Origin of the sequence: Thauera sp. 27, assembly GCF_000310125.2 — a bacterium.
GTDB classification, from domain to species: Bacteria; Pseudomonadota; Gammaproteobacteria; order Burkholderiales; family Rhodocyclaceae; genus Thauera; species Thauera mechernichensis.
This window is the reverse complement of sequence record NZ_AMXB01000006.1, coordinates 104,785-129,604: the sequence shown is the minus strand read 5'-3', so window position 1 is coordinate 129,604 and position 24,820 is coordinate 104,785. Positions and strand designations below refer to the sequence as shown.

Annotated in this window: 25 protein-coding genes and 3 tRNA genes; 19 read left to right on the top strand and 9 right to left on the bottom strand. The window is 63.8% G+C overall.

Going from position 1 to position 24,820, the window contains the following annotated elements:
* Positions 1 to 25: 25 nt before the first annotated feature.
* From B447_RS04770 to B447_RS04745, 6 genes are all read left to right on the top strand, one after another.
* Positions 26 to 481: a hemerythrin domain-containing protein gene (locus B447_RS04770; protein ID WP_002937168.1), complete on the top strand. Its 456-nt coding sequence runs from the start codon at positions 26 to 28 to the stop codon at positions 479 to 481.
* Positions 478 to 696 (top strand): DUF2249 domain-containing protein, encoded by a 219-nt coding sequence (locus B447_RS04765; RefSeq protein ID WP_002928280.1) that lies wholly within the window; start codon positions 478 to 480, stop codon positions 694 to 696. The genes B447_RS04770 and B447_RS04765 overlap by 4 nt, the downstream gene beginning before the upstream one ends.
* Entirely contained in the window at positions 693 to 1,964 is a 1,272-nt protein-coding gene (locus B447_RS04760; protein WP_002937166.1) for a hypothetical protein, read from the top strand. Before B447_RS04765 ends, B447_RS04760 begins: the two co-directional genes overlap by 4 nt.
* A gap of 57 nt (positions 1,965 to 2,021) precedes the next feature.
* Positions 2,022 to 2,098: transfer RNA gene (locus tag B447_RS04755), tRNA-Pro, on the top strand.
* A gap of 27 nt (positions 2,099 to 2,125) precedes the next feature.
* Positions 2,126 to 2,202 (top strand) — tRNA-Arg (locus B447_RS04750).
* Between the two features lie 43 nt (positions 2,203 to 2,245).
* Positions 2,246 to 2,321: transfer RNA gene (locus tag B447_RS04745), tRNA-His, on the top strand.
* A 364-nt stretch (positions 2,322 to 2,685) separates the two neighbouring features.
* Here B447_RS04745 and B447_RS04740 read toward each other — a convergent pair.
* Both B447_RS04740 and B447_RS04735 read right to left on the bottom strand, forming a co-directional pair.
* Positions 2,686 to 3,039, bottom strand: a complete 354-nt coding sequence (locus B447_RS04740; RefSeq protein ID WP_037982341.1) for a response regulator — start codon at positions 3,037 to 3,039, stop codon at positions 2,686 to 2,688.
* Positions 3,036 to 4,685 (bottom strand): sensor histidine kinase, encoded by a 1,650-nt coding sequence (locus tag B447_RS04735; protein ID WP_002937161.1) that lies wholly within the window; start codon positions 4,683 to 4,685, stop codon positions 3,036 to 3,038. The genes B447_RS04740 and B447_RS04735 overlap by 4 nt, the downstream gene beginning before the upstream one ends.
* 327 nt (positions 4,686 to 5,012) lie before the next feature.
* On the opposite strand from B447_RS04735, the gene B447_RS04730 reads away from it, so the two are divergent.
* The 4 genes from B447_RS04730 to B447_RS04715 all read left to right on the top strand — a co-directional run bounded on the left by B447_RS04730 (position 5,013) and on the right by B447_RS04715 (position 7,939).
* Positions 5,013 to 5,429 carry a hypothetical protein gene (locus B447_RS04730; protein WP_002937160.1) on the top strand — a complete coding sequence of 139 codons (417 nt, stop codon included), beginning with the start codon at positions 5,013 to 5,015 and terminating at the stop codon, positions 5,427 to 5,429.
* Between the two features lie 99 nt (positions 5,430 to 5,528).
* Positions 5,529 to 5,822: a hypothetical protein gene (locus B447_RS04725; protein WP_002937158.1), complete on the top strand. Its 294-nt coding sequence runs from the start codon at positions 5,529 to 5,531 to the stop codon at positions 5,820 to 5,822.
* A 73-nt stretch (positions 5,823 to 5,895) separates the two neighbouring features.
* Positions 5,896 to 7,032: a sensor histidine kinase gene (locus tag B447_RS04720; protein ID WP_002937156.1), complete on the top strand. Its 1,137-nt coding sequence runs from the start codon at positions 5,896 to 5,898 to the stop codon at positions 7,030 to 7,032.
* Positions 7,033 to 7,066: 34 nt separating this feature from the next.
* Positions 7,067 to 7,939, top strand: coding sequence for an HD-GYP domain-containing protein (locus B447_RS04715; protein WP_002937152.1), 873 nt, complete (start codon positions 7,067 to 7,069; stop codon positions 7,937 to 7,939).
* Between the two features lie 49 nt (positions 7,940 to 7,988).
* On the opposite strand, the gene B447_RS04710 is transcribed toward B447_RS04715, so the two are convergent.
* On the bottom strand, positions 7,989 to 8,483 hold the full coding sequence (locus tag B447_RS04710) for a response regulator (RefSeq protein ID WP_002937150.1): 495 nt from the start codon (positions 8,481 to 8,483) through the stop codon (positions 7,989 to 7,991).
* A gap of 240 nt (positions 8,484 to 8,723) precedes the next feature.
* Here B447_RS04710 and B447_RS04705 point away from each other — a divergent pair, with 240 nt between their 5' ends.
* From B447_RS04705 to B447_RS04680, 6 genes are all read left to right on the top strand, one after another.
* Entirely contained in the window at positions 8,724 to 9,110 is a 387-nt protein-coding gene (locus tag B447_RS04705) for a response regulator transcription factor (RefSeq protein WP_002937142.1), read from the top strand.
* A complete protein-coding gene (locus B447_RS04700) occupies positions 9,110 to 10,327 on the top strand; it encodes an ABC transporter substrate-binding protein (protein ID WP_002937140.1) in 1,218 nt (405 codons plus the stop codon). Before B447_RS04705 ends, B447_RS04700 begins: the two co-directional genes overlap by 1 nt.
* Positions 10,328 to 10,330: 3 nt before the next feature.
* Positions 10,331 to 13,732, top strand: a complete 3,402-nt coding sequence (locus B447_RS22830; RefSeq protein ID WP_002937138.1) for a PAS domain S-box protein — start codon at positions 10,331 to 10,333, stop codon at positions 13,730 to 13,732.
* Positions 13,729 to 14,496: an HD-GYP domain-containing protein gene (locus B447_RS04690; protein ID WP_002937135.1), complete on the top strand. Its 768-nt coding sequence runs from the start codon at positions 13,729 to 13,731 to the stop codon at positions 14,494 to 14,496. The genes B447_RS22830 and B447_RS04690 overlap by 4 nt, the downstream gene beginning before the upstream one ends.
* A gap of 11 nt (positions 14,497 to 14,507) precedes the next feature.
* Positions 14,508 to 15,299, top strand: coding sequence for an Hpt domain-containing response regulator (locus B447_RS21745; protein ID WP_002937133.1), 792 nt, complete (start codon positions 14,508 to 14,510; stop codon positions 15,297 to 15,299).
* A 205-nt stretch (positions 15,300 to 15,504) separates the two neighbouring features.
* The gene (locus tag B447_RS04680) at positions 15,505 to 16,575 is read left to right on the top strand and encodes a transcriptional regulator (protein WP_002937131.1); all 1,071 of its coding nucleotides are present in this window, start codon (positions 15,505 to 15,507) and stop codon (positions 16,573 to 16,575) included.
* Positions 16,576 to 16,652: 77 nt separating this feature from the next.
* On the opposite strand, the gene B447_RS04675 is transcribed toward B447_RS04680, so the two are convergent.
* From B447_RS04675 to B447_RS21740, 6 genes are all read right to left on the bottom strand, one after another.
* Positions 16,653 to 17,462: a hypothetical protein gene (locus tag B447_RS04675; RefSeq protein ID WP_157384628.1), complete on the bottom strand. Its 810-nt coding sequence runs from the start codon at positions 17,460 to 17,462 to the stop codon at positions 16,653 to 16,655.
* A 459-nt stretch (positions 17,463 to 17,921) separates the two neighbouring features.
* On the bottom strand, positions 17,922 to 19,541 hold the full coding sequence (gene tnpC, locus B447_RS04670) for an IS66 family transposase (RefSeq protein WP_002937033.1): 1,620 nt from the start codon (positions 19,539 to 19,541) through the stop codon (positions 17,922 to 17,924).
* A 29-nt stretch (positions 19,542 to 19,570) separates the two neighbouring features.
* Positions 19,571 to 19,930 carry an IS66 family insertion sequence element accessory protein TnpB gene (tnpB, locus tag B447_RS04665; protein WP_002937031.1) on the bottom strand — a complete coding sequence of 120 codons (360 nt, stop codon included), beginning with the start codon at positions 19,928 to 19,930 and terminating at the stop codon, positions 19,571 to 19,573.
* A complete protein-coding gene (gene tnpA, locus B447_RS04660; protein WP_002937029.1) occupies positions 19,930 to 20,238 on the bottom strand; it encodes an IS66 family insertion sequence element accessory protein TnpA in 309 nt (102 codons plus the stop codon). The genes tnpB and tnpA overlap by 1 nt, the downstream gene beginning before the upstream one ends.
* Before the next feature lie 293 nt (positions 20,239 to 20,531).
* Positions 20,532 to 21,620: a GDP-mannose 4,6-dehydratase gene (locus tag B447_RS04655; protein ID WP_037982339.1), complete on the bottom strand. Its 1,089-nt coding sequence runs from the start codon at positions 21,618 to 21,620 to the stop codon at positions 20,532 to 20,534.
* Between the two features lie 58 nt (positions 21,621 to 21,678).
* A complete protein-coding gene (locus B447_RS21740) occupies positions 21,679 to 22,545 on the bottom strand; it encodes a response regulator (RefSeq protein WP_002937126.1) in 867 nt (288 codons plus the stop codon).
* Between the two features lie 184 nt (positions 22,546 to 22,729).
* On the opposite strand from B447_RS21740, the gene B447_RS22495 reads away from it, so the two are divergent.
* The 3 genes from B447_RS22495 (at position 22,730) to B447_RS04635 (ending at position 24,779) form a co-directional block, all read left to right on the top strand.
* The gene (locus B447_RS22495) at positions 22,730 to 23,218 is read left to right on the top strand and encodes a MerR family transcriptional regulator (protein WP_002937122.1); all 489 of its coding nucleotides are present in this window, start codon (positions 22,730 to 22,732) and stop codon (positions 23,216 to 23,218) included.
* Positions 23,219 to 23,355: 137 nt separating this feature from the next.
* A complete protein-coding gene (locus B447_RS04640) occupies positions 23,356 to 24,024 on the top strand; it encodes a hypothetical protein (protein ID WP_157384627.1) in 669 nt (222 codons plus the stop codon).
* Between the two features lie 95 nt (positions 24,025 to 24,119).
* On the top strand, positions 24,120 to 24,779 hold the full coding sequence (locus B447_RS04635; RefSeq protein ID WP_002937115.1) for a hypothetical protein: 660 nt from the start codon (positions 24,120 to 24,122) through the stop codon (positions 24,777 to 24,779).
* The last annotated feature ends 41 nt before the right edge of the window (positions 24,780 to 24,820 follow it).

The following is a 24,820-nucleotide window of genomic DNA, read 5'->3' as shown; positions in this document are numbered from 1 at the left end:
AGCGCATCCACCGCCGGAGCGCAAAATGACCTCGATCGCCGAACTGATGACGCATGACCACCGCAGTTGCGACCATGAGTTCGCAGCGGCCGAGACCCTTGCCGCCCGCAAGGACTGGCCGGCTGCGATCAAGGCGCTGAACCGCTTCACCTCCAGCCTCGAGACCCACTTCCAGGCCGAGGAACAGGAGTTGTTCCCGCGCTTCGAGGCGGCGACCGGAATGACTCAGGGGCCGACCCAGGTGATGCGCGGCGAGCACGTCGAGATGCGCGCAACACTCGAACGCCTGGCCTCGGCACTCGAGAACCAGGACGCCGACGAGTTCGCGGGCGAGGCCGAAACGCTGCTGATCATGATGCAGCAGCACAACATGAAAGAAGAGAACATCCTCTACCCAATGTGCGACACCCGGCTCGGCGCGCAAAGCGAAGCCGTTGTGGGCAACCTGTCGCACCGTCTCGCAAGGGAGCACGCTGCATGAGCAACAAGACTGTCGACGCCCGCGGCCTGGAGCCGCCCCAGCCCTTCGAGCGCGCCATGGAGGCAATCGCCGACCTCGCCCCCGGCAGCAGCTTCACCCTGCTGATCGATCGCATGCCGCATCCGCTGCTGCGCATGCTCGATCGGGACGGCTATCGGCACGAGGCGAACTTTCGTGACGACGGCGCGATCGAGATCCTGATCGGTCGTCCATGAGCAGCGCCAATCCCGGACTCGCCTACCAGGACACGCCACCGCTTTCCGCCCCGCTCCGCTTCTTCCTCACTGCACCGCTGTTCGGTCTCGCAGCCGGTCTGGTGCTGCTGTTCGACGCCGAGCTACTGAGTTCACGGTGGACACCGGGCGCCCTGGCAGTCGTCCACCTGTTCGCTGCTGGCTTTATGCTGCAGGTCATGCTGGGCGCGCTGCTGCAGATCCTCCCGGTGGCAGCGGGCGCCGCGCTCCCAGCGCCGCGCCGCATCGCGGCGACCACCCACGCGCTCCTCGCGTTCGGAGCCGCCAGCCTCTCGCTAGGGCTGGGGGCGGGCATCCCGGCCGCGATCGTCACCGGGGCCATGCTGTTGGCCGGCGGGCTCGTCGCCTTTCTCGCCTCGAGCCTCATCGCCTTGGCAAAGGCCGCGCCCAACCACGGTGCCAGCCGAACGCCGCGCGACCTGCGCCTGGCCTTGGCCGGGCTGACGGTGGCCACCCTGCTGGGCACGCTGCTGGCGTTCGCCCTTGGGCGCGGTCTCGCCCTGCCGATCGACCTCCCCACCGCTGTGGACATGCATGCGGTGTGGGCCTGGATGGGCTGGGGTGGCATCCTGCTGGCGGCAACGAGCTGGGTCGTGGTACCGATGTTCCAGATCACGCCCTCCTACCCTGCGGTTTTCACCCGCGTGTGGTCCCCGGCCACGCTGGCGCTGCTGGCGCTGTGGTCGATCTGCATGATCAGCGGACTGAGCACGGGCGCATTGCTGTGCGGAATCGGCCTGCTCATCGCCGCCGCCGCATTCAGCCTGCAGACGCTGCGGTTGCAGATGCGCTCGCGGCGCGGTGTGCCGGATGCACCCTTCCGAGCCTTCCGCCTGGCCATGCTCGCCCTCCTGGCAAGCCTTGGCGTGCTGCTGCTGGCCCAGTTCCATGACGGCTCGCAGTGGCCCGTGCTGGCCGGCGTGCTGATCCTGCACGGGACCTTCGTCGGCACGATCAGCGCCATGCTCTACAAGATCGTCCCCTTCCTCGCCTGGCTCAACCTGACCCAGTCGGGCGTGCGCGCGCCAAACGTCAAGAAGCTGCTGCCCGACCCACCGGTACGCCGCCAGTTGCAACTCCACGCAGTCGCCCTCTGCGCCCTTTGCGCTGCCGCGGTAATCCCCGCGATGGCGCCGCTTGCCGGCGTACTCATCGTCGCGGAGTTCTCGTGGCTGTTCGTTAACCTGGTTCACGTCGTACGTGCATGGCATCGCGCATCGACACTGTAAATTTTCTGCTGATTTGGTTTGACGCGGCAAAAAGGACTCTGTATAGTTCGCGGCTCTCGGGGTGTAGCGCAGTCCGGTAGCGCGCTTGCTTTGGGAGCAAGATGTCGGGGGTTCGAATCCCTCCACCCCGACCAGCTCACACCTCGATATGCCCGCGGGATCTGCCCGTAGCTCAATTGGATAGAGCACCGGCCTTCTAAGCCGGGGGTTGCAGGTTCGATCCCTGCCGGGCAGGCCAGGACGAGTTTTCTGGGCTTCGGTTTTACCGGGGCCAAGTAGTGGCGGCATTAGCTCAGTTGGTAGAGCGTTGGATTGTGGCTCCAAAGGTCACCGGTTCGAAACCGGTATGTCGCCCCACAAATTTGAAGACTTAGCGCAGATCCCAGTCGGTGCGCTAAGTCTCCGAAAGCACATTGCACGTAGATGAACCCACCCTAAGCGGTGGGTTTTTCGTTTTTGACCGCTGTGCGTCCTCTTGTAGCTGCGCCCAGGCGCCCCCAAAGCGCCCCACCACCGGCACAAAGCCCAGTGCAGCCAACGCCGCGAGATCTACCCTCGCCAGGCATTCGACGGCTGGATCGCTCGCTGGCGTGCTCACGCATTGCGCGGTCCACCGGTTTGCGTTTACGCCGCTGAGCGAGGGCTACGCCAGCCACCGACACACCGGGCTCACAAAATGCCGAGATCACCAACTGCTTTAAGACGTCGGGCCCTGCCCTGATCATTCGTCCGTGACGACACGCATCAGACCTTCCTTGGTGATGGGCTTGATCAGGACCTCGTCAAAGCCTGCCGCCGTCAAGCCCTCGAGCGCATCCGGGACGGCGTGTGCAGTGTATGCAATCACGCGCACGCCCTTTCCGTTTGGAAGCGCCCTCAAGCGCCTACACACCTCGATACCGGACAAACCTGGCATGCTCAAGTCCAGCAAGATCACATCGAACCGCTCGGTGCTCAACTTCTTCAGCGCTTCCACGCCGTTGGGGCACTCAACGGCATCCCAGCCGCTACGGGTGATCCACGCGCCAGGAAGCAAGCGGTTGATCGGGTTGTCGTCAACAATCAAAACTCTCAAGACTCGGTTCCCCGATGTTTAAGCGGTAACGAAAAGCTGAAAGTGCTCCCCACCTGCGGCGTCGACTCAACGCGCACCGTCCCGCCCATCAACTCGGCGAGCTCACGACAGATGGCGAGCCCAAGGCCCGCGCCACCCGCGCTGCGCGTTTCGAAGAACTCACCCTGCCTGAAGCGCTCAAAGATCGCTGCATGCAGGTCCGGGGCAATACCCACGCCGGTATCAATGACATCGAATCGGCATACATCATCACCCACAGACACATTCACGGAGACCTCTCCTGAATGGGTAAACTTTATGGCATTCTGCACCAAATTATGCAAGATCTGCGTTACATGGACTCGATCACACTCGAGGCTTAGCCCGGGTGGAACCGACCATTTCAGCGCCACGCCCTTCTTCTGCGCCACCGCGCCGTGCGCTGAGCACACCTCGCCCACAACGCCGCTGACATCTTCGAGCTGGTATCGGAGTCGTATCCGCCCCGCCTCGATGCGCGCAAGGTCGAGGATCGAGTTGAGCAAGGACAGCAAGTGCTCACTACTCTCGAAGATGACTTTCGCGTACCCCTTGAGCTCCTTGTCGGTCGCGAGATCTCGAATCAACTCAGCATAGCCGATGATACCGTTCATTGGCGTTCTGAGCTCATGCGACACGGATGCCAGGAACTCTGACTTCAATCGGTTGGCAGACTCCGCACGTACCTGCGTCTCTTTCAAACGTGCAGAAATCCGCCGCTGCCGCTGTATCAGCAAAATGGACAACGCGCAGAACAAGGCGATCACCAAGCTCATCCCAACGGCAAACACGAGCTTCGATCGGCGGCGCTCCAGGAGCTCCGCAAAAGCCTCTTCCTCGTCCAGCCCAACCACCACCACCAAGGGCACATCCGGAAGCTTGCGGTAACTGTGCACTCTTGTTCGACCATCGATCACGCTTTGGGCCGTGTAATGGCCAACGGGCGCATCCTGCAAGCGCGTAAACAAACTGGATCGGTTCACGTCCTGGCCAACCGCCATTTCATCACCCGAGCGGCGCGCTCGAATGATGCCATCAAGCCCGACCAGCGCAACGACGCCTTTCTTGCCAACATCCACCTCGTTGTAGAACGCCGTGAAGTAGAAAGGATCGATCGAGATCACCGCTACACCGCCCAGGCTTCCATCGTTTCGGTTGATGCGTCGCGTAAGCTGTACCGACCACGCACCCGTCGCCCTCCCAAGCACAGGCTTGCTCACGAAATAGGTGCGTGAATCCGACTGCACGTGCACACGAAAATGCTCACGGTCACTCAGGTCAACCCGCTTGAAGTCTGGCAGATTCGACAGATGATAGATTCCATTCGAATCGATCACGCCCACCTGATGAAAAAGGCTGCTCTCGATCGTGCCCTGCTCGACAGCTGATGCGATGTCAAACGAATCACCAGCCCTCTCGTACTGAAACTTCACGAACCTAAGCGCCTGGTCAACTGCTCCCAAAGTACGAACCGTGTGTTCCTCGAAGACGCGCGCGAGACTCATCGTCTGCCGCTCGATCGCAAGCTTCTCAACACGGGCATCACGCTGAATGTCATGAATTGTCGCCACCCAGAGCGCTACAAGCAGGGCGCCCGCCAGGGCCACAATCATAAAGAGCGACCACACACCATCTGCCGCCCGCGCCAAACGAGGCGGAAGGCGATGAGCCCACATCCATCGATACATTATTCACCTTGTTTTACTGTAACACCGCGGGCGCCGGCCTGTCGTGACGCTGTCACTGAAAGGCCGGCTAACACCCACTTAATACCGATGCACTATCAGACCTATGCTGCCTACCCTCGCTGCCAAGACGCCGCAGCTTCGTTGCGGCTCGTTCTGATGCTTGCCAGGGATCGCCAGACATGTAAAGATTACCGAACACTCCCCGGAGAACACACATGCCACCCGCGCTCGCGGGAAACAGGTTCGAACGAGAGGTTTGACTCGGCCATGCTGACCCGACGATTGACTGATGTCGCATTCTTTGGTGCCGTCATTGTAATCCTGGACGACTCACTTCCCTCGCCCTATCGCGACTACATCTTCTTTGTGCCTTGGCTGCTTGCGCGACACATGATGGATTCGCTGTCATTGATGCTCTGCAGGCACAGTGAGGCGTGTGTGGGCAGGCCATGCGCCACCGACGATCTACGCGGGCTGCACCTGGCCTGCGGTTACTCCGAAGCGAAGAGCAGTGTGGTTCGCATGCTCTTCGGCCTGCAGGCCGTGCTAGCCGGCTACGCGCTCTGGAGGGCGGGTGTACCGGGCTGGGTATCCTTGCTCGCGCTTGCGCTGCTGCTCGGGCTATACACCCATTGGTTCATGTGGAGGCACCATGCGCTCGACACCGCAAGACAATACACGTGATCGCGCTGCGTCGTTCCGGCCACGAGGACTCGTCCAGTTGCTCCACGAACAGCCTGCTGTCAATACCTAGCCCCTGCACCTTCGGAGCTCAATAAGACCATGCGTTTGTTCATCACAGCCGGTCTCGTCTGCATCGACCAGGAACGCGAGCGCGCCCTGCTCACATTTGCTGGAGGACTCCCCCTTCCTGACGCAGAGCAACGCACCATCGCAGCCATGCTCGAGTGGTTCGACACCGCCATCGCAGGCATCGATGTCGACGACGAAGCGCAGGCGCCGCGCTATGCAGGCCTTGTGCTCGACAAAACGTACCTCAAGCTCTTCTCCCAAGGCCTACTTTCCGAAACCTCGAGTGACCGCCGGGAAGCGCTCCACCACTTCGATCGAATCTAAGCACTGAGCAGGTCGCCAGCTATCGCTCCATTACACGATGCCAGGTAACGCGACTGCTTGAAACCAACCCGAGATGACCCCCTCCATAATCGACCTTTTCAACCGCCTCACCGACGGTCTTGCGGTTATCGCCACCGATGGTGCGGTCCGCTTCGCAAATGAAGGTATTCGCAAACTGATGCCGATCGTGCTTGGCGAAACGTTTCCGCACGCCAGCATCGCAGCAAACATCGATCAAGCCTGTGCGGGTCACCTCAATCTACCGCATCGCTTCGAGACCGATTTCGTCTTCGACCACCACATCGCAACCCCAGACCGCCTCGAAGTCCATCTTGTCCGCAGCCCTGCCGGCAACGATCTCGTCGTCGTGGTTCGCAACCTCACCGAAAGTTCGCTGTACGAGACCACGATCGCGAACCTTTCGGCGCTGATCGACAACGCCCTCGCCGCCCCGCTTGTTCAATTCTCCGAGCAATTAAGCGACCTGGTGGCCGACACCAGCGAACCCACGCTGGGCCCAATTGCCCTCCTCGCACGACGTGAGCGTCTCGTCCTTCAAGGCTTGGACATCACGCGCCAGCTCAAGGCGCTGGCCGGGATCGCCCAACTCTCCGCCGGCCGCCCCATTCTCGGCGAGGACAGGATCATCCTTGAATCCTGGCTCGACGAAACACTGTCCCGTCACGACGCCAAAGCCAAGAGCCGCAGCCAACGTCTGCTGCTTCAAAGTGCAACAGGCTTGCTACCCACCGTATATGGCAGCACATACTGGCTCGGCATGGCCCTCGACGCTTGCATCGACAACGCCATCTGCCACTCGGGTCACGGCACCGATATCGCCCTGAGTGCTTGCGGCATTGGCAACTACGTACGTATCACGCTGCGCAACCAGGGCTATGGCCTGCAGCCCGCACTGCTCCGGCGCCGCCTGGCGAATCCGCTCATGCGTGGCAAAGCTGCCAGCGACGAGCGACCGGGCCTCGGCCTGGGCCTGCCGCTCGCACGCAAGGTCGTCGAGCTCCACGGCGGTCGGCTAGTGCTGGAGCAAGAGCTCGATGGTTTCGTCACCTGCATCATCGAACTACCTGCAGGAACAAGCCCACTTCCATCCCAGGACATGAATGTTGCTCAGGCGCAGCGCTACGCCAACGACCTCGTGCGCCTGCTCTCTGACCGCAACACCGCGGCCGCTGAGCGAGCCTCATCATGATCAAGCGCCTCCAGCCCACCTACAGACCGCCCGCATGAGTTCCACAGCCCGCCCCACCGGAAGCACCTCCGCCGACAGCATCATCATCGGCAATGACAGCCTGCCACCCGCGAGGACTGCGGATGCGGCAAGCGCCGTGGCTTACGTGCAGCCAGCACCCCCGAATCGGCAGGCGGGCGATGTCTACAAGCAGATGTTCCGTATCGTGGATGACCTCCACACCGTTGTCGAGGAGCGCAACGCCGCCATGCGAGCGGTGCGCCATGCCCACCGCCGCGCCATACGCCGCCTCATCCTTATCGCCTCGCGCCGCGAGGCCGGGGGCGCAGCGCACTGCCTCAGAGTTGGCGCAATCTCGGCGGTCATCGCGCAAGCGCTCGGGCAACCGGTAGCCTGGTGCAACATGATCTTCGACGCCGCAGCAGTGCACGATCTCGGCAACATCAGTATTCCAGACGCGATCCTCTACAAGACGGGGCGCCTCACCGAACGTGAATGGGTCATCGTGCGCGACCACCCCCTGGTTGGCGCAAACATTATTGGTAGCTCGACAAGCCCGCTGGAATCACTCGCGGCAGAAATCGCACTCAACCACCACGAGCGCTGGGACGGTGGCGGCTACCCCGCGCAGCGCAAAGGCACCAACATACCCCTTGCAGCCCGAATCGTCTCGGTAGCGGACTTCGTCGACTCGCTCTGCTCGAGCTCGGATTACCGCGAGGTCCTGGCTGAAGATCAGGTGTTCGAGCTACTCGAACTCTCAAGTGGCAGTCACTTCGAACCCGCGGTCGTGCAAGCCATGCAAGCACAGCGTCCCCAACTCGCTCGAATCCGCGAACGTGCCGCTGAATGTGCTGCAAAGCTCGGCACCGACATCGATTACCCCCCGTGGTGGCAAGTCGCTTGATGCCGACTGCTCACCCCGCAGGCGACCTGCCTGCCCAAACCCGAGCACACTAGCGCAGGCGATACGCAGCAGGCCAGAACGCAGGAGGGGCACGCCGGGGATCGATTCGCCACGCATCGAAACTATCGATCAAGCCCAGGATCTGCATCGGCGTAAAGGGCTTCACAAGGTAACCGTCCGCGCCACACGCTTGAGCCTGGCTAATGGTGCTCGGGTCATTGTCGCCCGTCAGCATGATGACGACAGGAAGCCGCCCCTTGGCACGCCTCTTGAGCTCGGCACACAAGCTCAGCCCCTCTCGGGGTTCCCGCAAGCCAATGTCCAACAGCACCAGCTCCGGCGGTGCCAGCCTAACGCTATCGAGCGCCTGGTCCGCGTCACAAGCAAAGTGCAAGCTGCACTCATGCTGCTCGAGGATCAGACGCAACATCAAGCGGATCTCCGGCTCATCATCGACGATCAAGACCCCAAGCGCCGCGACACCTTCTGCGCTTTCCGAAAGCTCGCTCGGCGCTCCATGTACTTCCGAATGAATATTGCTCATATGTGACAAATCTAATGGTTTCACAGTCTACGCAGTAGTAAGCTTTCGCCCTGTCCGGCACCAGCCGCATCGCACGGGGCTTCGCTTCACTGCTCGGTGCGTCTGTTCAAGTACGGATCGGAACAAGCACGACTGCCCAATCGGCTACCAGGGTATGTAACATTATGCGCCTGATGCAGGCTACTTCGTAAGCCGGCACATTACTGACACGGCACCACGCGCATACAATTCGGAGTAATCATGAACAAGATCATCCTGGTCATCGAGGACCAGCCGGAGATCCGCAAGCTCATCTGCATGACCATGGACTACGACGGCTTCGAAGTACACGAAGCCGACAACGGCGACACTGGCCTCAAGATGATCAAGGCACTCCGGCCCGGCGTCGTCCTGCTCGACGTGATGATGCCCGGCCAGCTCGATGGTTTTCAGGTCTGCCAACATGTGCGTGCCGACGCCGAGATCGCCGCCACGCCCATCGTGATGCTTACCGCCCGCGGACAGCAGACCGATCTCGAGGAAGGTCGGCGTGCAGGCTGCGACGACTACCTGACGAAACCCTTCAGTCCGCTGCAGCTGATCGAAACCGTCGAGCGCCTGGCGAGCTCGGCCACCAGGCGGCGGTGATGGCGCTACCGCGCATCAGCCGCAGGCAAGTGCTGCACGCAGGCGCAGCAGGGCTGCTCGCACTCACCCCGATCGCACGTGCCTTCGACGGCGCGCCACCGGTCATGGTGGGGCTCGACGCCGAATTCTTCAACCGCACCAGCACCGCCGACGACGCCATCGAGCTCGGCGCCCGGCTCGCCATCGAAGACATCAACGTGCGCGGCGGCGTCCTCGGCGGCCGCCCGCTCCAGCTCGTCACCACCGACAACCGCAGCCTGCCGGCTCGCGGCCTGGCAAACGTCCAGCACCTCGCGGCCCAACCCGACATCGCCGCCTACCTGTGCGGCAAGTTTTCTCCCGTCGTGCTCGAGCAATTGCCTGCGTTTCACGCCCTGGAGCTGCCGCTCCTCAACCCATGGGCAGCCGCTGACGCAATCGTTAACAATGGCCGCGAACCCAACTTCGCCTTTCGTCTTGGGCTCCGCGACAGCATCGCCATGGAGCGGCTGTTGCAGCAGATCATCGAACGCGGATATCGCGACGTCGGCGTGATCGTCCCAGCCTCGGCGTGGGGCCGAAGCAGCCTTCACTTCGCCGAGCACTTCATTACCCACGAGGGGCGGACGGCACTCAAACTCGTCGGCGTCGAATGGCACCGCTGGGGAAGCGAGAGAAGCATCGAAGAGAACTACCGCAGCCTGGTGGACGCAGACGCTCAGGCCATTCTCCTCGTCGCCAACGAACCCGAAGGTGCAGCGCTCGTTCGCGCACTCGCCGAGCTCGATCAAGCCGATCAACGCCCCATCTTCAGCCACTGGGGGATCACCGGCGGACGCTTTCCCGAGCTATGCGGCCCTGCCCTCAACCGCGTCGACCTCACCGTCGTCCAGTCCTTCAACTTCGCACGTGCCAGCCACCCCGCAGCACAACGCCTGGCGCTCGCGGCCATGTCGCACTTCAGCGTCGCCGACCCACTCGCCGTCCCGTCCATGACCGGGCTCGGGCCCGCCTACGACCTCATTCACTTGCTCGCGCTCGCCATCGAGCAAGCGCGCAGCACCCATCGTCCAGACATCCGCGCTGCGCTCGAGCGTTTGCCCGCTTACGATGGTGTGGTCAAGCATCTTGACCCCGCCTTCACCCCGGCTCGACACGAAGCACTCGAGCGCGCCGATGTCCTGCTCTGCCAGTTCGACGATCGTGGTCGTCTCCAACCTATCGACGAGCCGAGGTAGGAAATGCCCATTCGCCTGCTGACGCGAACCGAGCGCTGGCGGCGCAGCGATCTGGCGACGCGCATCGCGCTGCTGTCTGGCCTGCTCACAGCCCTGGTGCTGTTGCCGATGCTCCTGCTCGCCTACGCAGCGCTTCACTCCTTCCTGCACGACAAGATGGCGAGCGAGCTCGAGGTCTTCGGCATCGAGACACGCTTGCGCTTCGAGTCTCGGCTCGCGGGCAGTGTCGAAAAAGTCCGCAGTGCAGCAACCCAAACGATCTTCAGCAACGCCCTGGCCGACTCCAGCGAGCGTACGCTCTACATCCGGCCCATCTTGCGCGACCTCTGCGCCGCCACGCCCGAGCTGCGGGTCCTTAAATTCACGGACTTTCGTGGTGAGACGCTAGAGTACGGCTGCAACGGCAGCGGCATGGCCGAAGACAAGCGGCGCCGGCTATCGGCCGAGGCCATCGCGGCCGGGCTACCACGCCTGGAGCTCGGATCAAGCCCGCCGCAACCGGGGGCTGACCCGGAGCAACGACTCAGCGTCGCCGCACCCATCATTTATCTGCCAACCAACAGTCACGAAGGCAGCCTCGTTGCCGAGATCAGCCTCTCCGCCGTTTTCCAAACCCTGGACCTTCACCCACCCTCGACCTATCGGGTCGCGCTGCGCAGCCTACCCGAGACAGCAAGCCACTCAGACACCCTTGACAGTGGCGACGGCCAGTTGCGCTTCACCACCTTCGTCACTCCTCAGCTCGGGCATTCACTCCCGCTCGCGATCGAAGTCGAGGTAAGCGGAGACAGCGCCTATCTCCCCCTCTACCGCCTGCTGGTCGGCTTCGTCGGCATCTGCGCCATGGTGCTCGCGCTCGTCTGGTGGCAGAGTCGGAGCATCGCCAAGATCATCGCCGCCCCGCTCGCCGAACTCGAGCGCACGGCGCAACGCGTCGCTGCGGGCCAACTCGACGACATCCCGCAACGCCCACTCGAACCCGGTGAACAAGACAGCTTCCGGCTCCTTGAAGCGGCCGTATATCGCATGATCGCTGCGCTCCGGGACACACAACTCCGTCTGACGCAAACCCTCGATGACCGCACCCAACGCATGGAACGCGCCGAGGCCGACCGCCACCTCAAGGAACACGCCCTCGCCTCCACCGATAGCGGCATCCTCATCCTCGACCACGCCGAGACCGAATCCGAACACATCCGCTACGCAAACGCGGCCTTCCTGTCCATCACGGGGCTGGGCACGGCAAGCGTCATCGGCGCGCATTGGCCTGCCCTCCTGAACAGGCACCTGCCAGCACCGACCGGGGACACGGCGCTCGCGGCACGCCACGCTGGCGACAACGAAGAACTCGAGTGGCTACGTCCAGACGGTAGCCGCGCCTATCTTCAGCTCTCGCGATCGGACTTCCATGGCGATCACGTCGCCTCGGGCCGCCACACCATCGTCGTCGTCACCGACGTCACTCGTCGCGTTCAGGCCGCCCGGGCATATCGCGCACGCCTCGACAGCCTCCGCGAAGCAGTGTTCGAGGTTGATCTCGAAGGCCGCTGCATATTTCTCAACGAGACCTGGACGCGGATCACCGGCTACTCGATCGCCGAGAGCCTCGGCCGCCGGCTCACGGAACTGATCCACCCGGCCGACACTGCCCGCCACCGGCCCGCCCTGGACGCCCTGCTCGAACATCGCATCGAACACCACGAATTCGAGACCCGCGCGCGCTGCGCCGACGGCAGCACACGCTGGCTGTGGGTGGATGTGGCCCTCAAGACCAACGACGCCGGTCACGCCGCCGGCTTCGCAGGCACACTCTCCGACTTCACCGCGAATCATGACGCCCGGCTCGCCATCGAGATCCGCGACCGCGCACTCGAGGCGGCCTCGAACGGCATCATCATCACGGACCTGCAGCAGCCCGATAACCCGATCATCCACGTCAACCCGGCGTTCGAGCGTATCACCGGCTACACCGCGGCCGAGGTGCTTGGAGTCAACTGCCGGCTGCTGCGTCCGGCAGGCACCGAAGTCCCCTCCGTCGCACAACTGCGCAACGCCATCGCCGACCGCAAAGCGTGCAGCGTCGTCCTGCGCAACGTACGCAAGGACGGCACCGAGTTCTGGAACCAGCTCTCCATCTCGCCTGTCAGCCACCCTGTCACCGGCGAAATCACCCACTACGTCGGCATCCAGACCGACATCACCGAAGCACGCGCCGCCGAAGACCTGCTCATCGACTGGCTCGAGCGGCTCGACGTCGTCTTCACCCTCAGCCCCGACCCACTCATCTGTTTCGACGACCGCGGCCAAGTCGTCTATGCCAACGCCGCCGCCGAGCGCGTCTTCGGCACCACCATGGGCGCCCTCATCGGGCTCACGGTCACCGAGTTCGAAGCCCAGCTGCGCGCGCAATGCGACCCCGCCTACGCCTACCCGGGCCTGCCCGACCACATGCACGCTCGCAGCGCCGACAACCAGGCCGACGCGACCAACCCGGCAAAAGACTGCAATGTTCACCTGCTCAAGCCCAAGAACATCACACTCCACCAGACCTATCGCTTCTGCGGTGGAGAATCGACCTCGCTGATCGTGTACTACCGCGACATCACCCGCGAGGCCGAGCTCGACCGCATGAAGAGCGACTTCCTGTCGACCGCAGCCCACGAGCTCCGGACCCCGATGGCCAGCATCGTCGGCTTCTCCGAGCTGTTGCTCATGCGACGCTACAACGAAGAAAGAACACGAGACCTGCTCGGAACCATCAATCGTCAAGCCCAAAGACTCAGCGCCATGCTCGGCGACCTCCTCGACCTTGCCCGCATAGAGGCAAGGCGAGCCGAGATCTTCAACTTCGCCACGCTCGCCGTACCCGAACTCCTCGGCGAAACGATCAAGGCCTTCATGGTCCCCGACCCGCGGTACCGGCTCATCGTCGACATGCCAGTGCCCCCCCCGAACATCCGCGCGGATCGCGACAAATTCCAGCAAGCGCTCCTCAACCTGCTATCGAACGCCTGCAAGTTCTCTCCCGAAGGCGGCGACATCACCATCCATGTCATTCCTCCCACGCCTGGAGAGCACGACCAGGTCGGCATCGCAGTCGAAGACCACGGCATCGGCATGAACGCGGACGAATGCCAACGCGCCTTCGAACGCTTCTACCGCACCGACCGCTCCGGCCACATCCCAGGCACCGGGCTAGGCCTCTCGCTGGTCAAAGAGATCATGAAGATCCATGGCGGCGCAGTTACCCTGAACAGCGCACCCAATCTGGGCACGACCGTCACCCTCTGGTTTCCGCTCGACCTGGACCACAGCGATACGCACAACGCCGGCGCCAGCCTCACGGCCAGCGCGACGCCCCATATGACAAGCCCCACCGACCTCACGCAACGATCTCCAGCATGATCGATCACCCCACCCCCCCCACCATCGGCAACGATCTCGACCAGCATCAGATCTTGCGCATCGTTCAGGACTTCCACCTCCTGCGCCGACAGCGCGAGGACGCCTATGACGAACTCAAGCGTGCCTACCACATCACACTCACCAAGCTAGCGCTTGCTGCAGAATACAAGGACGGCGACACCGGTACCCACATCGTCAGGATCGGCGCCCTCTCCGGCTTGCTCGCCCGCAACATGGGGATGCCCGCAGACTGGTCCGAACGTATCGAACAGGCCGCACCGATGCACGACATCGGCAAGATCGGCATCCCCGACGGCATCCTCAAGAAGCCCGACGGGCTCACCGTCGAAGAACGCAAGATCATGGAAACGCACCCCGTCATTGGCGCACAGATCCTTGGCAACACCAACGTCCCGGTGCTGCAGATGGCCGCCGAGATCGCCCTTGGCCACCACGAGCGCTGGGACGGCCAAGGCTACCCCAATCGCCTCAAAGGGGACGCGATACCGCAATCGGCCCGCATCGTCACGGCCATCGACTTCTTCGACGCGCTCACCATGGATCGCTGCTATCGCAAAGCACTCCCCGACGACACCGCCAAGGAAATGCTGTGCCGGGGACGCGGCTCCCACTTCGACCCTGCCGTGGTCGACGCCCTGGTTGCCTCACTGCCCCAGCTTACCGCGCTCCGTGACGCCATCAACCGTGGCGAATGGGTGAGCCATCACCTGCAGTCCGCATCCTCCTTCGTACGTGCTCACTAGCCCACGCCCAGATGTCCATCAACCCCGCCCCCAGGCCAGCCGCCAGCCATCGTTCGTTACGTGCCCTGATCGTCGAGGACGACCCCTTGTTCGCGACGGTCTATAAGGAAACACTTGCATCCGCAGCCCCGGGTATCCAGATCGAGCTCGCCGCGAACGGCTACCTCGCGCTGATGAGCCTCAAGACGCACCTCCCCGACCTCATCGTCCTCGACCTGCACATGCCCGGCCTGGACGGCGTCGCCTTCCTGTCCATCCTCAAACGTAAGGACTGCCTGCTCGAGGTGCCCGTATTCGTCGTCAGCTCTGCAGACGCCGAAGTCATGGCTCCGCTACGGGCATTGCCACACGTTCATGTCTTCGCAAAGCCGATCAGGCCTGCCCTACTGCGCCAGCTTGCCCGCCAGACACTGGCCGAAAGCATCGACCAGCGCACAAGCCAGGACGAGCCCCGCCATCTGCTGCACAGCAAGCTCACGGCTTTCGTCGGTGGCAACCCCGCACTGCAACGCGAGATCGCACGCCAGTTCTACGAACTCACGCCCGACCGCATCGCCCGCCTCGAGCACTGCGTCCAACAGCGCGACCTCCACTCCCTGCGCGAGTGGTGCCACACCCTGATCGGCACCAGCAGCATGATCGGGGCGCAGAATCTGTACGACCAGGTAAACACGCTGCGCGACTACGTCGATGCCAAAGACGCCGACGGTATCGTGCGCCAGGTCGCTGCCATCGCAACGGAACTGCGCCAGATCGCGGTCATGCTTGCCAACGAGTTCGATCTTTACGACGAAAAGTCCTAGTAAAAAACCCTGGCGCCGAACCCTGGCGCCGAACCCTTGCGTATTCCCACCGCAGGGAAAGCTTGGTCGCGTAATGGAAATCACAACTGCAGACCACATAAACTTGACCCCACCGCGCTCCCGGTGCGAAACTCGGTCGCATATGTGATAGGAACAACGTACATATCCGTAGGTACAAACACTCACGCATGCACCCACAAATACCATGAGTAAGGTCGCATTCAGCAAGGACCGCCTCTCCCATCACGGGGAGCGTTACCCGAGCCACCAAGGCCCGCGCCAGGCGCGTACCGTATCGGCAGCGCCACTCACGGCAGTAGAGCTGGTCAAGACATTACGTCGCCGCGAACAGCTGCAACGCTACGCGCAGCAAAGTGGGCAAACCACCGACCAACTTGCCGTGCGGCTCATGCTGTCGCCCGCACGCATCGAAGAGCTCACCTCGGGCCGTGCGCCGATCAGCAACGAGCTCGCCACGCACATTGAAGAGATGCTGCAGCTACCCGCCGCCTGGCTCGACCAAGACACTCAGCTTCAGGACGTCCCGCCTCAGGACGCGCCACTCTACCGAGGAGCCCCCGACATGATCACCACCCCCGAGCGCCCCGCGACCGCAGCGACCGTCCAAGAGTCCAGCCCGTCCCTCGACAAAAAGCAGATCTACGAGAACCGGCGCCTCAATCTCAACATGCTCACCAGCGAACGTGGCTCCAAGAACCGCCTCGCGCAGCTCGCCGGCACCTCAGGCAGCCGAATCAGCCTCATGACCTCGTCGCGCAAGCCCGTCTCCGACCCCTTCGCCAGCGGCATCGAAGAAGGCCTCCGGCTACCAAGGGGTTGGCTGGACAAACCGCGCAAGGCCGCCGAAGTGCCGGCCCACGTGTGGCAAAGCTTGCGTGCCGACGGCGCTGACACAGCGCCCCCGGCAGCCGCCGCACCTGTCGAAAAGAAGCGCCTCGCGCCCCCCGCAAGATCGGCGCGCGGCGCCTACAGCGCCGCCGGCCAGGTACCCGCCCCCCAGGTCGCACTACCCGAAGTCGCCACCGAGGCCTCGCCGCCCCCGTCGCTGCGCGCTGCGCAGGGTTCCGCCGCCCACCAAGCCACATTGACAGACTCGCTGACCGGGCTCTTCGACAAGGCCCACGGCCAGTCCGGCCCCATCGCCGAAGCGCTCGCCAAAACCATTCTCAACCTCTCCGCGGCCGACAAACTCTCCGAGGCACGCGCCTTCCAGCTCCTCGGCATCGTCATCGCCGAAACCACCGCCCAGCGCTGAACCTGCGCACTGCCTCATCGAGGCTGCCGCCACGCCTTGCAGCGCGGCAGCCTTGGTGGGGGGCCACTTACCGGGGCCTAGTAAAGCATCAGATCCTCGTCAGCCGCCGCATCGAACAGCCGCGCCCCCACCCACTCGCCGCGCTCATTCGTCGTCAGCTCGTAGTAAGCGGCCTCGCCCGCAGCTCCCGGCTCGCAGCCAGCGAAACCCACCAGTACGCTGGGCGAATCAGCGCTGACCATCACATCGTCCACCCAGACACACTCGCCCACGGCCAGCGCTACGCGCTCACCTGCCGTCGCCAGCGTCAAGGACGCCGCACAAACCAGGCTCCAAGGCCCCAGCAACGGACGTAGCGCATCCGCTGTCAGCAAGGCATCCAGCGCCACGCGATGCAGCTCCAGGATCGCCCCGTCAACCGAGGTCCGCTGGCGGGAGCGATACGCCTCCTTTGCCAGCCAAGTGCTCTGCACCCACAGCGCGTGCAGATCGTTCGATCGCACCGACTCCACTCGGCGCTCATCGAATGCGCGCAGGTCATGGCAGACGAACTCGACCACCTCCCCGGCACAATCGAACACGATCCAGCGCTCAAAACTCTCGCCGCTGCAGGTCTCCACCATCCTCAAGCGCAGCAACAACAGCGCCTGTCCGATCCATTCGCAGTCATCCACATGCTCGATGGCCAGGCTCTCATGCCCGAAGCGCAAGGTCTCCTCGCCGCCGCAGACATCGGCCGGACGCATACCGACACACAGCAGCACCCCCCCGAATACCGGTTTCACCTCCACCACCGGCCCTGGAAAGCGCTGAAACCCCGGCGCGCGCCCATCGCTCGTTTTCAAGCGTGGAACTGCGCGCAGCATCCGCGCCTCGCCGTCCTCCACGAAACCAAGCCGCATGAACGCAACCTCCTCGTTTCAGGCAAAAAAAACCGCCACGGAAACAACATCGTGGCGGGAGCGAGCGACACCCTAAAGAGACAGCATGAAGAAACGTCGCAAGCTACAAGTACCTTTCATCACACGCACGTAACCTTACCTTTTTTACGGCCTTGATGTCAATGAGTTAACAATAAAAACTCAACAACAAAAAACGTAACCCCGTGCATGCCCGTCCTCCAAGCTCGCTCTATCCCCCCTCGAGCAAGCGCGCAATCTGCACGAACAAGCGTCGCGCCTCCGCTGACATGTCCGTCGCGCGTGCATGCAAGCGCATCCTCATGGCCAGCGGCCTCGCGACCATCGGCGCCTCGACCGACAAATGATGAACAAGAGCAAAAAGGACTTCCTCGTGCGCAAGCACGCGAACTTCAAGCGTAAGCGGTAACCGAGCGGCGTTCTTGCCTACTTCGAGCGCGGGTGGAGATCGGATCGAAGCGGATTGGCCGCGAAGTGTTGCTTCCACAGCCTTGGGGTGAGTTGCGCGACATCGGCGGCAGGGTGCTGGCCGACGCGCTGGAGCACATCGACCAGATAGGCATAGGGGTCGATGTCGTGCAGGCGACAGGTGGCGATCAGGCTCTGCGCGATCCCCACGTATTTCGCGCCGACCTCGGTCCAGCAGAAGAGCCAGTTGCGGCGGCCCATCGGCACTACGCGTAGCGCCCGCTCGAGGTGGTTGGTGTCGATCGGCACCTCGGGGTCGGCGAGGTAGACCTCGAGGGCGGCCCGGCGCTCACGCACGTAGGCCAGGGCAGTGGTCAGCGGTGAGCTCGGCAGTAGCCCCTGGGATTCGAACTGGGCGTCGACCCAGTCGAAGAACCGGTCGACCATCGGCTTGGCCTGGGCGAGCCGGTATGCGCGGCGTGCCTCGCCGATGAGTTGTGCCTCACGGATGTGCTGCTCTACCGCGTAGAGCTGGCCGATCATCTCCAATGCCTGCGTCGCCCGTTCGGGCTCGATCGACTGGGCCTCGAAGAATTTTCTTCTCGAGTGCGCCCAGCATTGCGCGCGCGTGAGCCCGCATTTTTGTGCGTAACGTTCGTAGGCCGCGTAGCCGTCGGTGAGCAGCACCGCCCCCTCGGGCGGTGGGTCGGTCCCCAGGGTCTGCGCAATGTGTTTGCCACTACGCCCCTCGTGATAGGCGAAGCAGATTTCGTCGCGCTCGCCATACACCGGCCAGAAGTAGCCGCCCTTCATCTTCCCCGGGCCGGCGCGCCCGGCCTTGATCGGGGTCTCGTCCATCGCCTTGATGCGACTTGCGCGGATCGAGTCGAGCTGGGCCGTAAAGACCGGCTCGAGCAGCGCGAGCGCCGCGTGGGTGAGCTGCGTGAGCCACGGGCGCGAGACCCGGATGCCGTTGTCCCCGAGCCGCTGATGCTGGCGGTACAGCGGCTGGTGGTAGCAGAACTTGTCGGTGATGAGCCCGGCGATGAAGCTCACGTCGGCGCGGCTACCGTCGATCACCCCGGCGGGGGCCGCCGGGCAGTGGATCGTCTGCGTGTCGCGGCGCTTGATGACCGGGCGTACGTACTTGAGGATCACGTAGCTGCCCGGGCGCTGCGCCAGGCGATGGCTCACCTTCTCGCCGATCACCTCGAACTGTTCGGCGGTGAGGCCCTCGGTCTCGGGGTTGGCGAGCGTGATCGTCTCGACCGGGACGCGCGTCTCGTCGAAGAACAGCGCCGAGTCGTCCTTGCTCTGGGTGAAGTCGGTGCGCGACGCACGACGGGTGTGTCCCGCCACGGTCTTGCCGGGGACATCGGGCTGTGTGTCGGGGATCGGCAACTCGCCCAGATACATCTGCGTGGTGTCGGGTGACACCACGCGCTTCTCGCTCTTCTGGCCAAAGAGCTGGCGGCGGAACCACTCAAGCTGATGCTTGAGTGCCGCAAACTCGAGCCGCATCGCATCCATGTCGCGCTGCAAGGCGACGTTCGCCTGCGCCATCTCGACGATGCGCTCGGGCGCCCACTGGGCGGCCTCGGCAAGGGTCGGAACGGGGGTGCAGTGCGGCGCGGGCATGGCGCGTATTTTACCGCAGAACCCAGCATTCATGCGGGTTGCACGGCGTTTGCGGGCAGTTGGAAACGGCGCTTGGTGCGGGCCGGCTCGATGCCTTCGAGCAAGAGTTTGAGCCCGGTCCAGTCCATCTGGCGCGTGCGGACCTGCGCCCAGTTCGACACGAAGCGCCCCTGCTCGAGACGCTTGGCCCACACGCAGAATCCGGTGCGATCCCAGTACAGCACCTTCATCTGCGTGCCGCGTCGGTTGATGAACACGAACAGCTCGCCCGACAGCGGATCGCAGCCGAGCGCCTGGCGTGTGAGCGCGTACAGGCCGTCGAAGGATTTGCGCATGTCGACCGGGCGGCCATAGACATGGACCCGGACCGCGCCTTCGGGGAAGAACATCAGCCGCGCGACAGGTGAAGGATCACGCCGTCGCCCAGGTCGAGCCGCAGTTCGAGGCGACCCGTGCCGCCGAGTTTGAGCGTGCCGGCGTCGACGAAGCCAGTGGCCTCCATCGCCAGCGCGGCAGGCTGCGTACTCGGCTCGCCCAGCAGGCTACGCCAGCGCCGGAAGCTCGACTCGCTGAGCCCCTCGCGGGCGCAGAACGGCTCGATCCCCAGGCCGCTCGCGGCAAACCGCGCAAAGACGGTTTCCCACTCCTGGCGGCTACGCCGCCGCCACTTGTTGTTGGTCGCTGTCGCCCTGGTCACTGCCGGCTCCTCCCTGATGAATGTGGGAGGGATTGTTCCGCGTGGGCGCGGGCGGGCAAAGAACGCCGCTCAGTGACCGGTTACCTTCAAGCGACCGCTGTTCTGGCACGGCGCCCCGCTTCGGGTCCATCTCAATCTCCAGGTGTGGGGGCATCAACCACGACTCGGCAGCCGCCCTGCTCATACACCCTGGGCAAACCCGCCAAACTAAATGGAACTCCAGGAGAATATTACCACCACATTAATTACCGTGCGCTACCCGATAGCCATAACGATGCCCCGCCAGCCCCCGGTCACCGACGCAAGGCCAGCTGGCGAGCGAGGTCGGCTGCAACCAGCTCACGCACCAGCTCGTCGATCCCCTTGCCCGGTTGCCAACCAAGGAGTTCGAATGCACGGGTGGCATCTCCCTGCAAAGGCTGAACAGACGCCGGCAACTCGGCTGCACGCGCGCGCACCACCACACGGCCCACCTCCATCCCCGCGGCCGCACCAAACGCCTCGGCGAGCACGCCCAGCACGGCGCCGCCGGCTTGCTCCCAACGCAAGCGCATGCCCATCTCCTCAGCAGCGCGCACGATCAGTTCGCGGCCACTGTGAAGCTCACCGGTCGCCAACACACAATCGGCTGCCCTAGCTTGCTGCATCAACAACCAGGCGGCCTCCACGTACTCCCCCGCGCAACCAACGTCGTAACGGTAGTCGAGCAACTCGCCCACGTCGAACGCCACCGCCTGCCCACTCACCACCTTCGCCAGCCCCAGGGTGATTCCGCGCAACACCCCGCTCGCCGGCCCGGTCGGGCTCTCGTGGCCGAACATGATCACCGTGCAAGCATGCAGCCCATAGGCCTGCCGATAGATGCGCGTGAGCCAGTGCCCACAGGCCTTCGCCACGGCATGCGGGCTATCGGGCTTGAATGCGGTCGTCTCACTCTGCGGCGCATCGTCCGGCCGGCCAAACGGCGCAGGCCCCGACACCTGAAGGTAACGCGTCGTCGCCACTCGCCCGCAGATACGGATCGCCTCCAACAGGCGCAGCACCCCCAGACCATCCGTCTCCAGCGCATGCTCAGGCTCATCGAAACTCTCCGCACTACCACCACAACCGCCGAAGTTGTAGATCTCACCGGGCTCGGCACGATTCACCGTGCGTACCAGGCTCGCCAGGTCGGCCAGGTCGCCGCGATGCAGCACAACGCGGGGATCGACCTCGCCGGCACCCGCCTTCAACCGGCTCTCGGGGTGAGCGGGGGTACGTCGCACCAGCGCATGCACCTCATACCCCTTGTCGAGCAGCTGACTCGCCAGCAGCCCACCATCCTGCCCCGTAACGCCGATGATCAACGCCCGGCGACCACTGTAAAGATGTCTTATTGTCATTGTCTCCCCCTCCTCGCCCGACTGGCTGTGGCGCCATGGTCGGTCCCGCCTGTTTGAGTCAGACCTCGCCGATGCGCTTGCCCGGGTCATCCTGGCGTGCACGGATTCGGTCGAGAATCTCCACCGAAGCCTCCCGCGAGATGCTGTCCATGTGTCCGCGCACCGCAGCCACCGCCGCCTCCAGCGCATCCTTGGCCTCCAGCGCATAGAGCTCGATCAGCATCAGGTCATCCTCTTCGATGGCGCGCACCAGGGCCGCAAGCCGGTACGACAAGCGGTTCGCCCCCACAACCCGCGCCGAGCCAAGCATGCCATGCACCTCGGTTCTGGATTCAAAGTGCGGCAACCTCATCAGCCGCACCTGATCAAGCACCCGCAGGCGCTCGTCGGCAAGCGCGACAAAAAGGCCCAGTACCTCGAGCTGGCAGCGCCAGTCGGTGCCCAGCGCAAACGCCATCGCCTGCTGGTCGAACACGCAGTAGATCTCGCCGCGCAAAATGCTCGGCTCGAAGCCGGGCACCACGCGCTTCACACTCAGGCATTGCATGATCATGGACTTCAGATCGTCGCGCGCGACCGGCTTGGTCACGAGGAACACGCCCTGCTGCATCGGATGGACGTCGATCGCCCCCAACCTCACCGAGCTGATCACCAGAATCGGGATGTGGCACACCTTTGGCATGGCCTTCAGCTCGCGAACCACCCGCCGGCCGTCGATATTGGGCAGGGCAAGATCGGCCAACACCAGATCCGGCGTATGTTTCATCACCGCCGCCATACCCCGGATGCCCTCATCCGCCTCCACCACGACCACGCCAGGAACGCACTCCTCGACCACCGCACGATGCAACGCCCGGCACACCGGGTCATCGTCGAAGATCACTACACGCTTTGGGCCTTGCCCGGCCGGGGTGTCCATGGTCATCTCGCAGTTCCAGCAAAGGGGCGGCCACAGCGAGTCTCAGATCGTAATGTTACACGCTCCGTCAAGCACTCGCGGATGCTCACCCTGTCATCGATTTAATGTAATCTTACTATACTGGAATCCGGTTCATCCCGTGGGTGCCTCGCAGAGCGCAAGCCCACCAACCTCATCGAGGTGCCACCCCATGCCCGCGCAAACACAGGCGCTTGCCACCGCTGGCCCTGCCGCCACTGCACAGCTCCTCACATTCCCGCGCGCGCACCCGCCAGCGGGCGCCGTGCCCCCCGCCCCGGCAGCCGCCAACCCCAATGCCGCACCTGCCACCCAACGCCCGCAGCGCACCTGGACGCTGGCCGAGGTAAGCAAGTTCTGCGACATCAAGCCGCACAACATCCGCTACTGGCTCGGCGAGGTCCTGCCGCCGCGCTTTCGTGCCCCGGGTCGCGGCGAACGCGGCTACTGCACGCAGGCCGTCGAGTTCGTGCTGCTGGTCAAGGCGCTACACGTTACCCAAGGCCTCACCCTCGAAGGCGTACGCAAGCGCCTGTCGCTAATGGACGACGTCGAGCTCCGCGCCCACGCGCGCCGGGCCTTCCTGGCCACGCTGCGGGGCGAGCTCGAGAGCGTGCTTGCCATGCTGGCATCCCCACCGTGCGACCTGGTCAGTGAATGACGCGAGCGCTTCGCACCCAAGCCTGACAGCCACACGACTTTGCGCATTCGCATCCCTCGCTCCACCGGGACTCACACGTGCATCTGCTTCTTGTTTTCGTCCTCATCGCATTCACCACGATCGGCCTCTTGCACTTCATGAACCGGCTGGCGCCCGCACTCGGACTGGGCATTCATGCAATCGACCGCGGCGCTCCCGCACCCGCCGCCCCGATCGCCGCCGGGCTGACCATCGCGGCGACCTTGCACCTCGCGCTACCCGTCTTCAATCTACCTCACGAGTGGCACAGCCTGTACGTGGGTATCCTTCTTTACCTCACCCTCGGCCTGCTTGCTGACATCCTCACGCTCTCGGCAGCGGCCAAATTTGTCGGCTCCACCTGCATACTGGCACTCGTGCCTGTGACATCGACGCTCACCATCCTCGATGTCATGCGCTACTGGACCGACCCGGCCGTCCGCGCGAACCTCCCCGCTTTTCTCGCATCGCTGGTCGCCGGAGCCGTCGCACTTCAACTGTTCGCCCTCGCAATCAGAACATCGGCGCTCGGCGGCACCCTCGCCGTCATTACGCTCGTGGCCCTGCTGGTACTGGCAAAAGGCGTTGGCGATCAAACTGCGCTCCATTTCTCCGCAGGCGCGCTGGGCATCACGGCCGCGCTGGTGGGACACAACCTCGCTCGCAACCCGGTCAGTTCCACCAACGGCGCCCTGCAGGCTTCTCTTGGCAACTCGGGCAGCCTTGTGCTTGGCGTCATCGTCTTATGGTTGGCGCTCAGGCTGGCAGATCAAGTATTCGAGACCTGAGCGCCGAACAATCCCGGATGATCGTAAATGTTTACTTTCCAATTCCAGCCATTTACCATAAGTAAAGAATTGTCATCCAGAGCGAGGCCAACATCATGCGCAAATCTCTCATTACCCTGACGCTTGTCGCTGCGTTGTCCTCCGCTACCAGCTGGGCGGACGAAAGCGTCGTTGCCGCACTCCAGGCTGCAGGCATTGAGCTCACTGCAGAACAAGTCGCAGCAATCACTGCCGCCCAGGGGGATCAGCTCGCCCAAGTCGTCGCCAGCCTGGTCGCCGCCAATCCAGAGAACGCTGCCGCCATCACCAGCGCCGCCGTCGCCGCAGCGCCGGCCCTGGCAACGGCAATCACGCAGGCTGCCGTCGCCGCCGCGCCAGCGCAAGCTGCAGCCATCACCCAGGCCGCGGTCAGCGCGGCCCCGGCCCAGGCGGTCGCCATCACTCAGGCGGCGGTCGCCGCAGCGCCGGCGCAAGCTGCCGCCATCACCCAGGCCGCCGTCAGCGCCGCGCCGGCCCAAGCGGTCGCCATCACCCAAGCGGCAGTTGCCGCGGCCCCGGCCGATCAGACTGCAGCCATCACGCAGGCGGCAGTGGTCGCCGCGCCGGAACAGGCGGCCGCCATTCAGGCAGCGGCGGCAAACACCGCACCTGCAAGCAGCACGCCTTCGGGCCCCGCCGGCCCGGCAAGCTCTGCTGCGCCCAGCGTGCCCAGCAGCAGCGCAGGTGGCGGCGGAACACCCGCAAGCCCCAACTGATCGAGTCGATCGCGCCGCAGCACCGTGCGGCGGCCTTTCCA

Bases quoted from the DNA above. Each gene is read 5' to 3' on its own strand.
- B447_RS04770 (WP_002937168.1), top strand. From the start codon at position 26: ATGACCTCGATCGCCGAACTGATGACGCATGACCACCGCAGTTGCGAC.
- B447_RS04765 (WP_002928280.1), top strand. From the start codon at position 478: ATGAGCAACAAGACTGTCGACGCCCGCGGCCTGGAGCCGCCCCAGCCC.
- B447_RS04760 (WP_002937166.1), top strand. From the start codon at position 693: ATGAGCAGCGCCAATCCCGGACTCGCCTACCAGGACACGCCACCGCTT.
- B447_RS04730 (WP_002937160.1), top strand. From the start codon at position 5,013: ATGCTGACCCGACGATTGACTGATGTCGCATTCTTTGGTGCCGTCATT.
- B447_RS04725 (WP_002937158.1), top strand. From the start codon at position 5,529: ATGCGTTTGTTCATCACAGCCGGTCTCGTCTGCATCGACCAGGAACGC.
- B447_RS04720 (WP_002937156.1), top strand. From the start codon at position 5,896: ATGACCCCCTCCATAATCGACCTTTTCAACCGCCTCACCGACGGTCTT.
- B447_RS04715 (WP_002937152.1), top strand. From the start codon at position 7,067: ATGAGTTCCACAGCCCGCCCCACCGGAAGCACCTCCGCCGACAGCATC.
- B447_RS04710 (WP_002937150.1), bottom strand. From the start codon at position 8,483: ATGAGCAATATTCATTCGGAAGTACATGGAGCGCCGAGCGAGCTTTCG.
- B447_RS04705 (WP_002937142.1), top strand. From the start codon at position 8,724: ATGAACAAGATCATCCTGGTCATCGAGGACCAGCCGGAGATCCGCAAG.
- B447_RS04700 (WP_002937140.1), top strand. From the start codon at position 9,110: ATGGCGCTACCGCGCATCAGCCGCAGGCAAGTGCTGCACGCAGGCGCA.
- B447_RS22830 (WP_002937138.1), top strand. From the start codon at position 10,331: ATGCCCATTCGCCTGCTGACGCGAACCGAGCGCTGGCGGCGCAGCGAT.
- B447_RS04690 (WP_002937135.1), top strand. From the start codon at position 13,729: ATGATCGATCACCCCACCCCCCCCACCATCGGCAACGATCTCGACCAG.
- B447_RS21745 (WP_002937133.1), top strand. From the start codon at position 14,508: ATGTCCATCAACCCCGCCCCCAGGCCAGCCGCCAGCCATCGTTCGTTA.
- B447_RS04680 (WP_002937131.1), top strand. From the start codon at position 15,505: ATGAGTAAGGTCGCATTCAGCAAGGACCGCCTCTCCCATCACGGGGAG.
- tnpC (WP_002937033.1), bottom strand. From the start codon at position 19,541: ATGCCCGCGCCGCACTGCACCCCCGTTCCGACCCTTGCCGAGGCCGCC.
- tnpB (WP_002937031.1), bottom strand. From the start codon at position 19,930: ATGTTCTTCCCCGAAGGCGCGGTCCGGGTCCATGTCTATGGCCGCCCG.
- B447_RS04655 (WP_037982339.1), bottom strand. From the start codon at position 21,620: ATGACAATAAGACATCTTTACAGTGGTCGCCGGGCGTTGATCATCGGC.
- B447_RS21740 (WP_002937126.1), bottom strand. From the start codon at position 22,545: ATGACCATGGACACCCCGGCCGGGCAAGGCCCAAAGCGTGTAGTGATC.
- B447_RS22495 (WP_002937122.1), top strand. From the start codon at position 22,730: ATGCCCGCGCAAACACAGGCGCTTGCCACCGCTGGCCCTGCCGCCACT.
- B447_RS04640 (WP_157384627.1), top strand. From the start codon at position 23,356: ATGAACCGGCTGGCGCCCGCACTCGGACTGGGCATTCATGCAATCGAC.
- B447_RS04635 (WP_002937115.1), top strand. From the start codon at position 24,120: ATGCGCAAATCTCTCATTACCCTGACGCTTGTCGCTGCGTTGTCCTCC.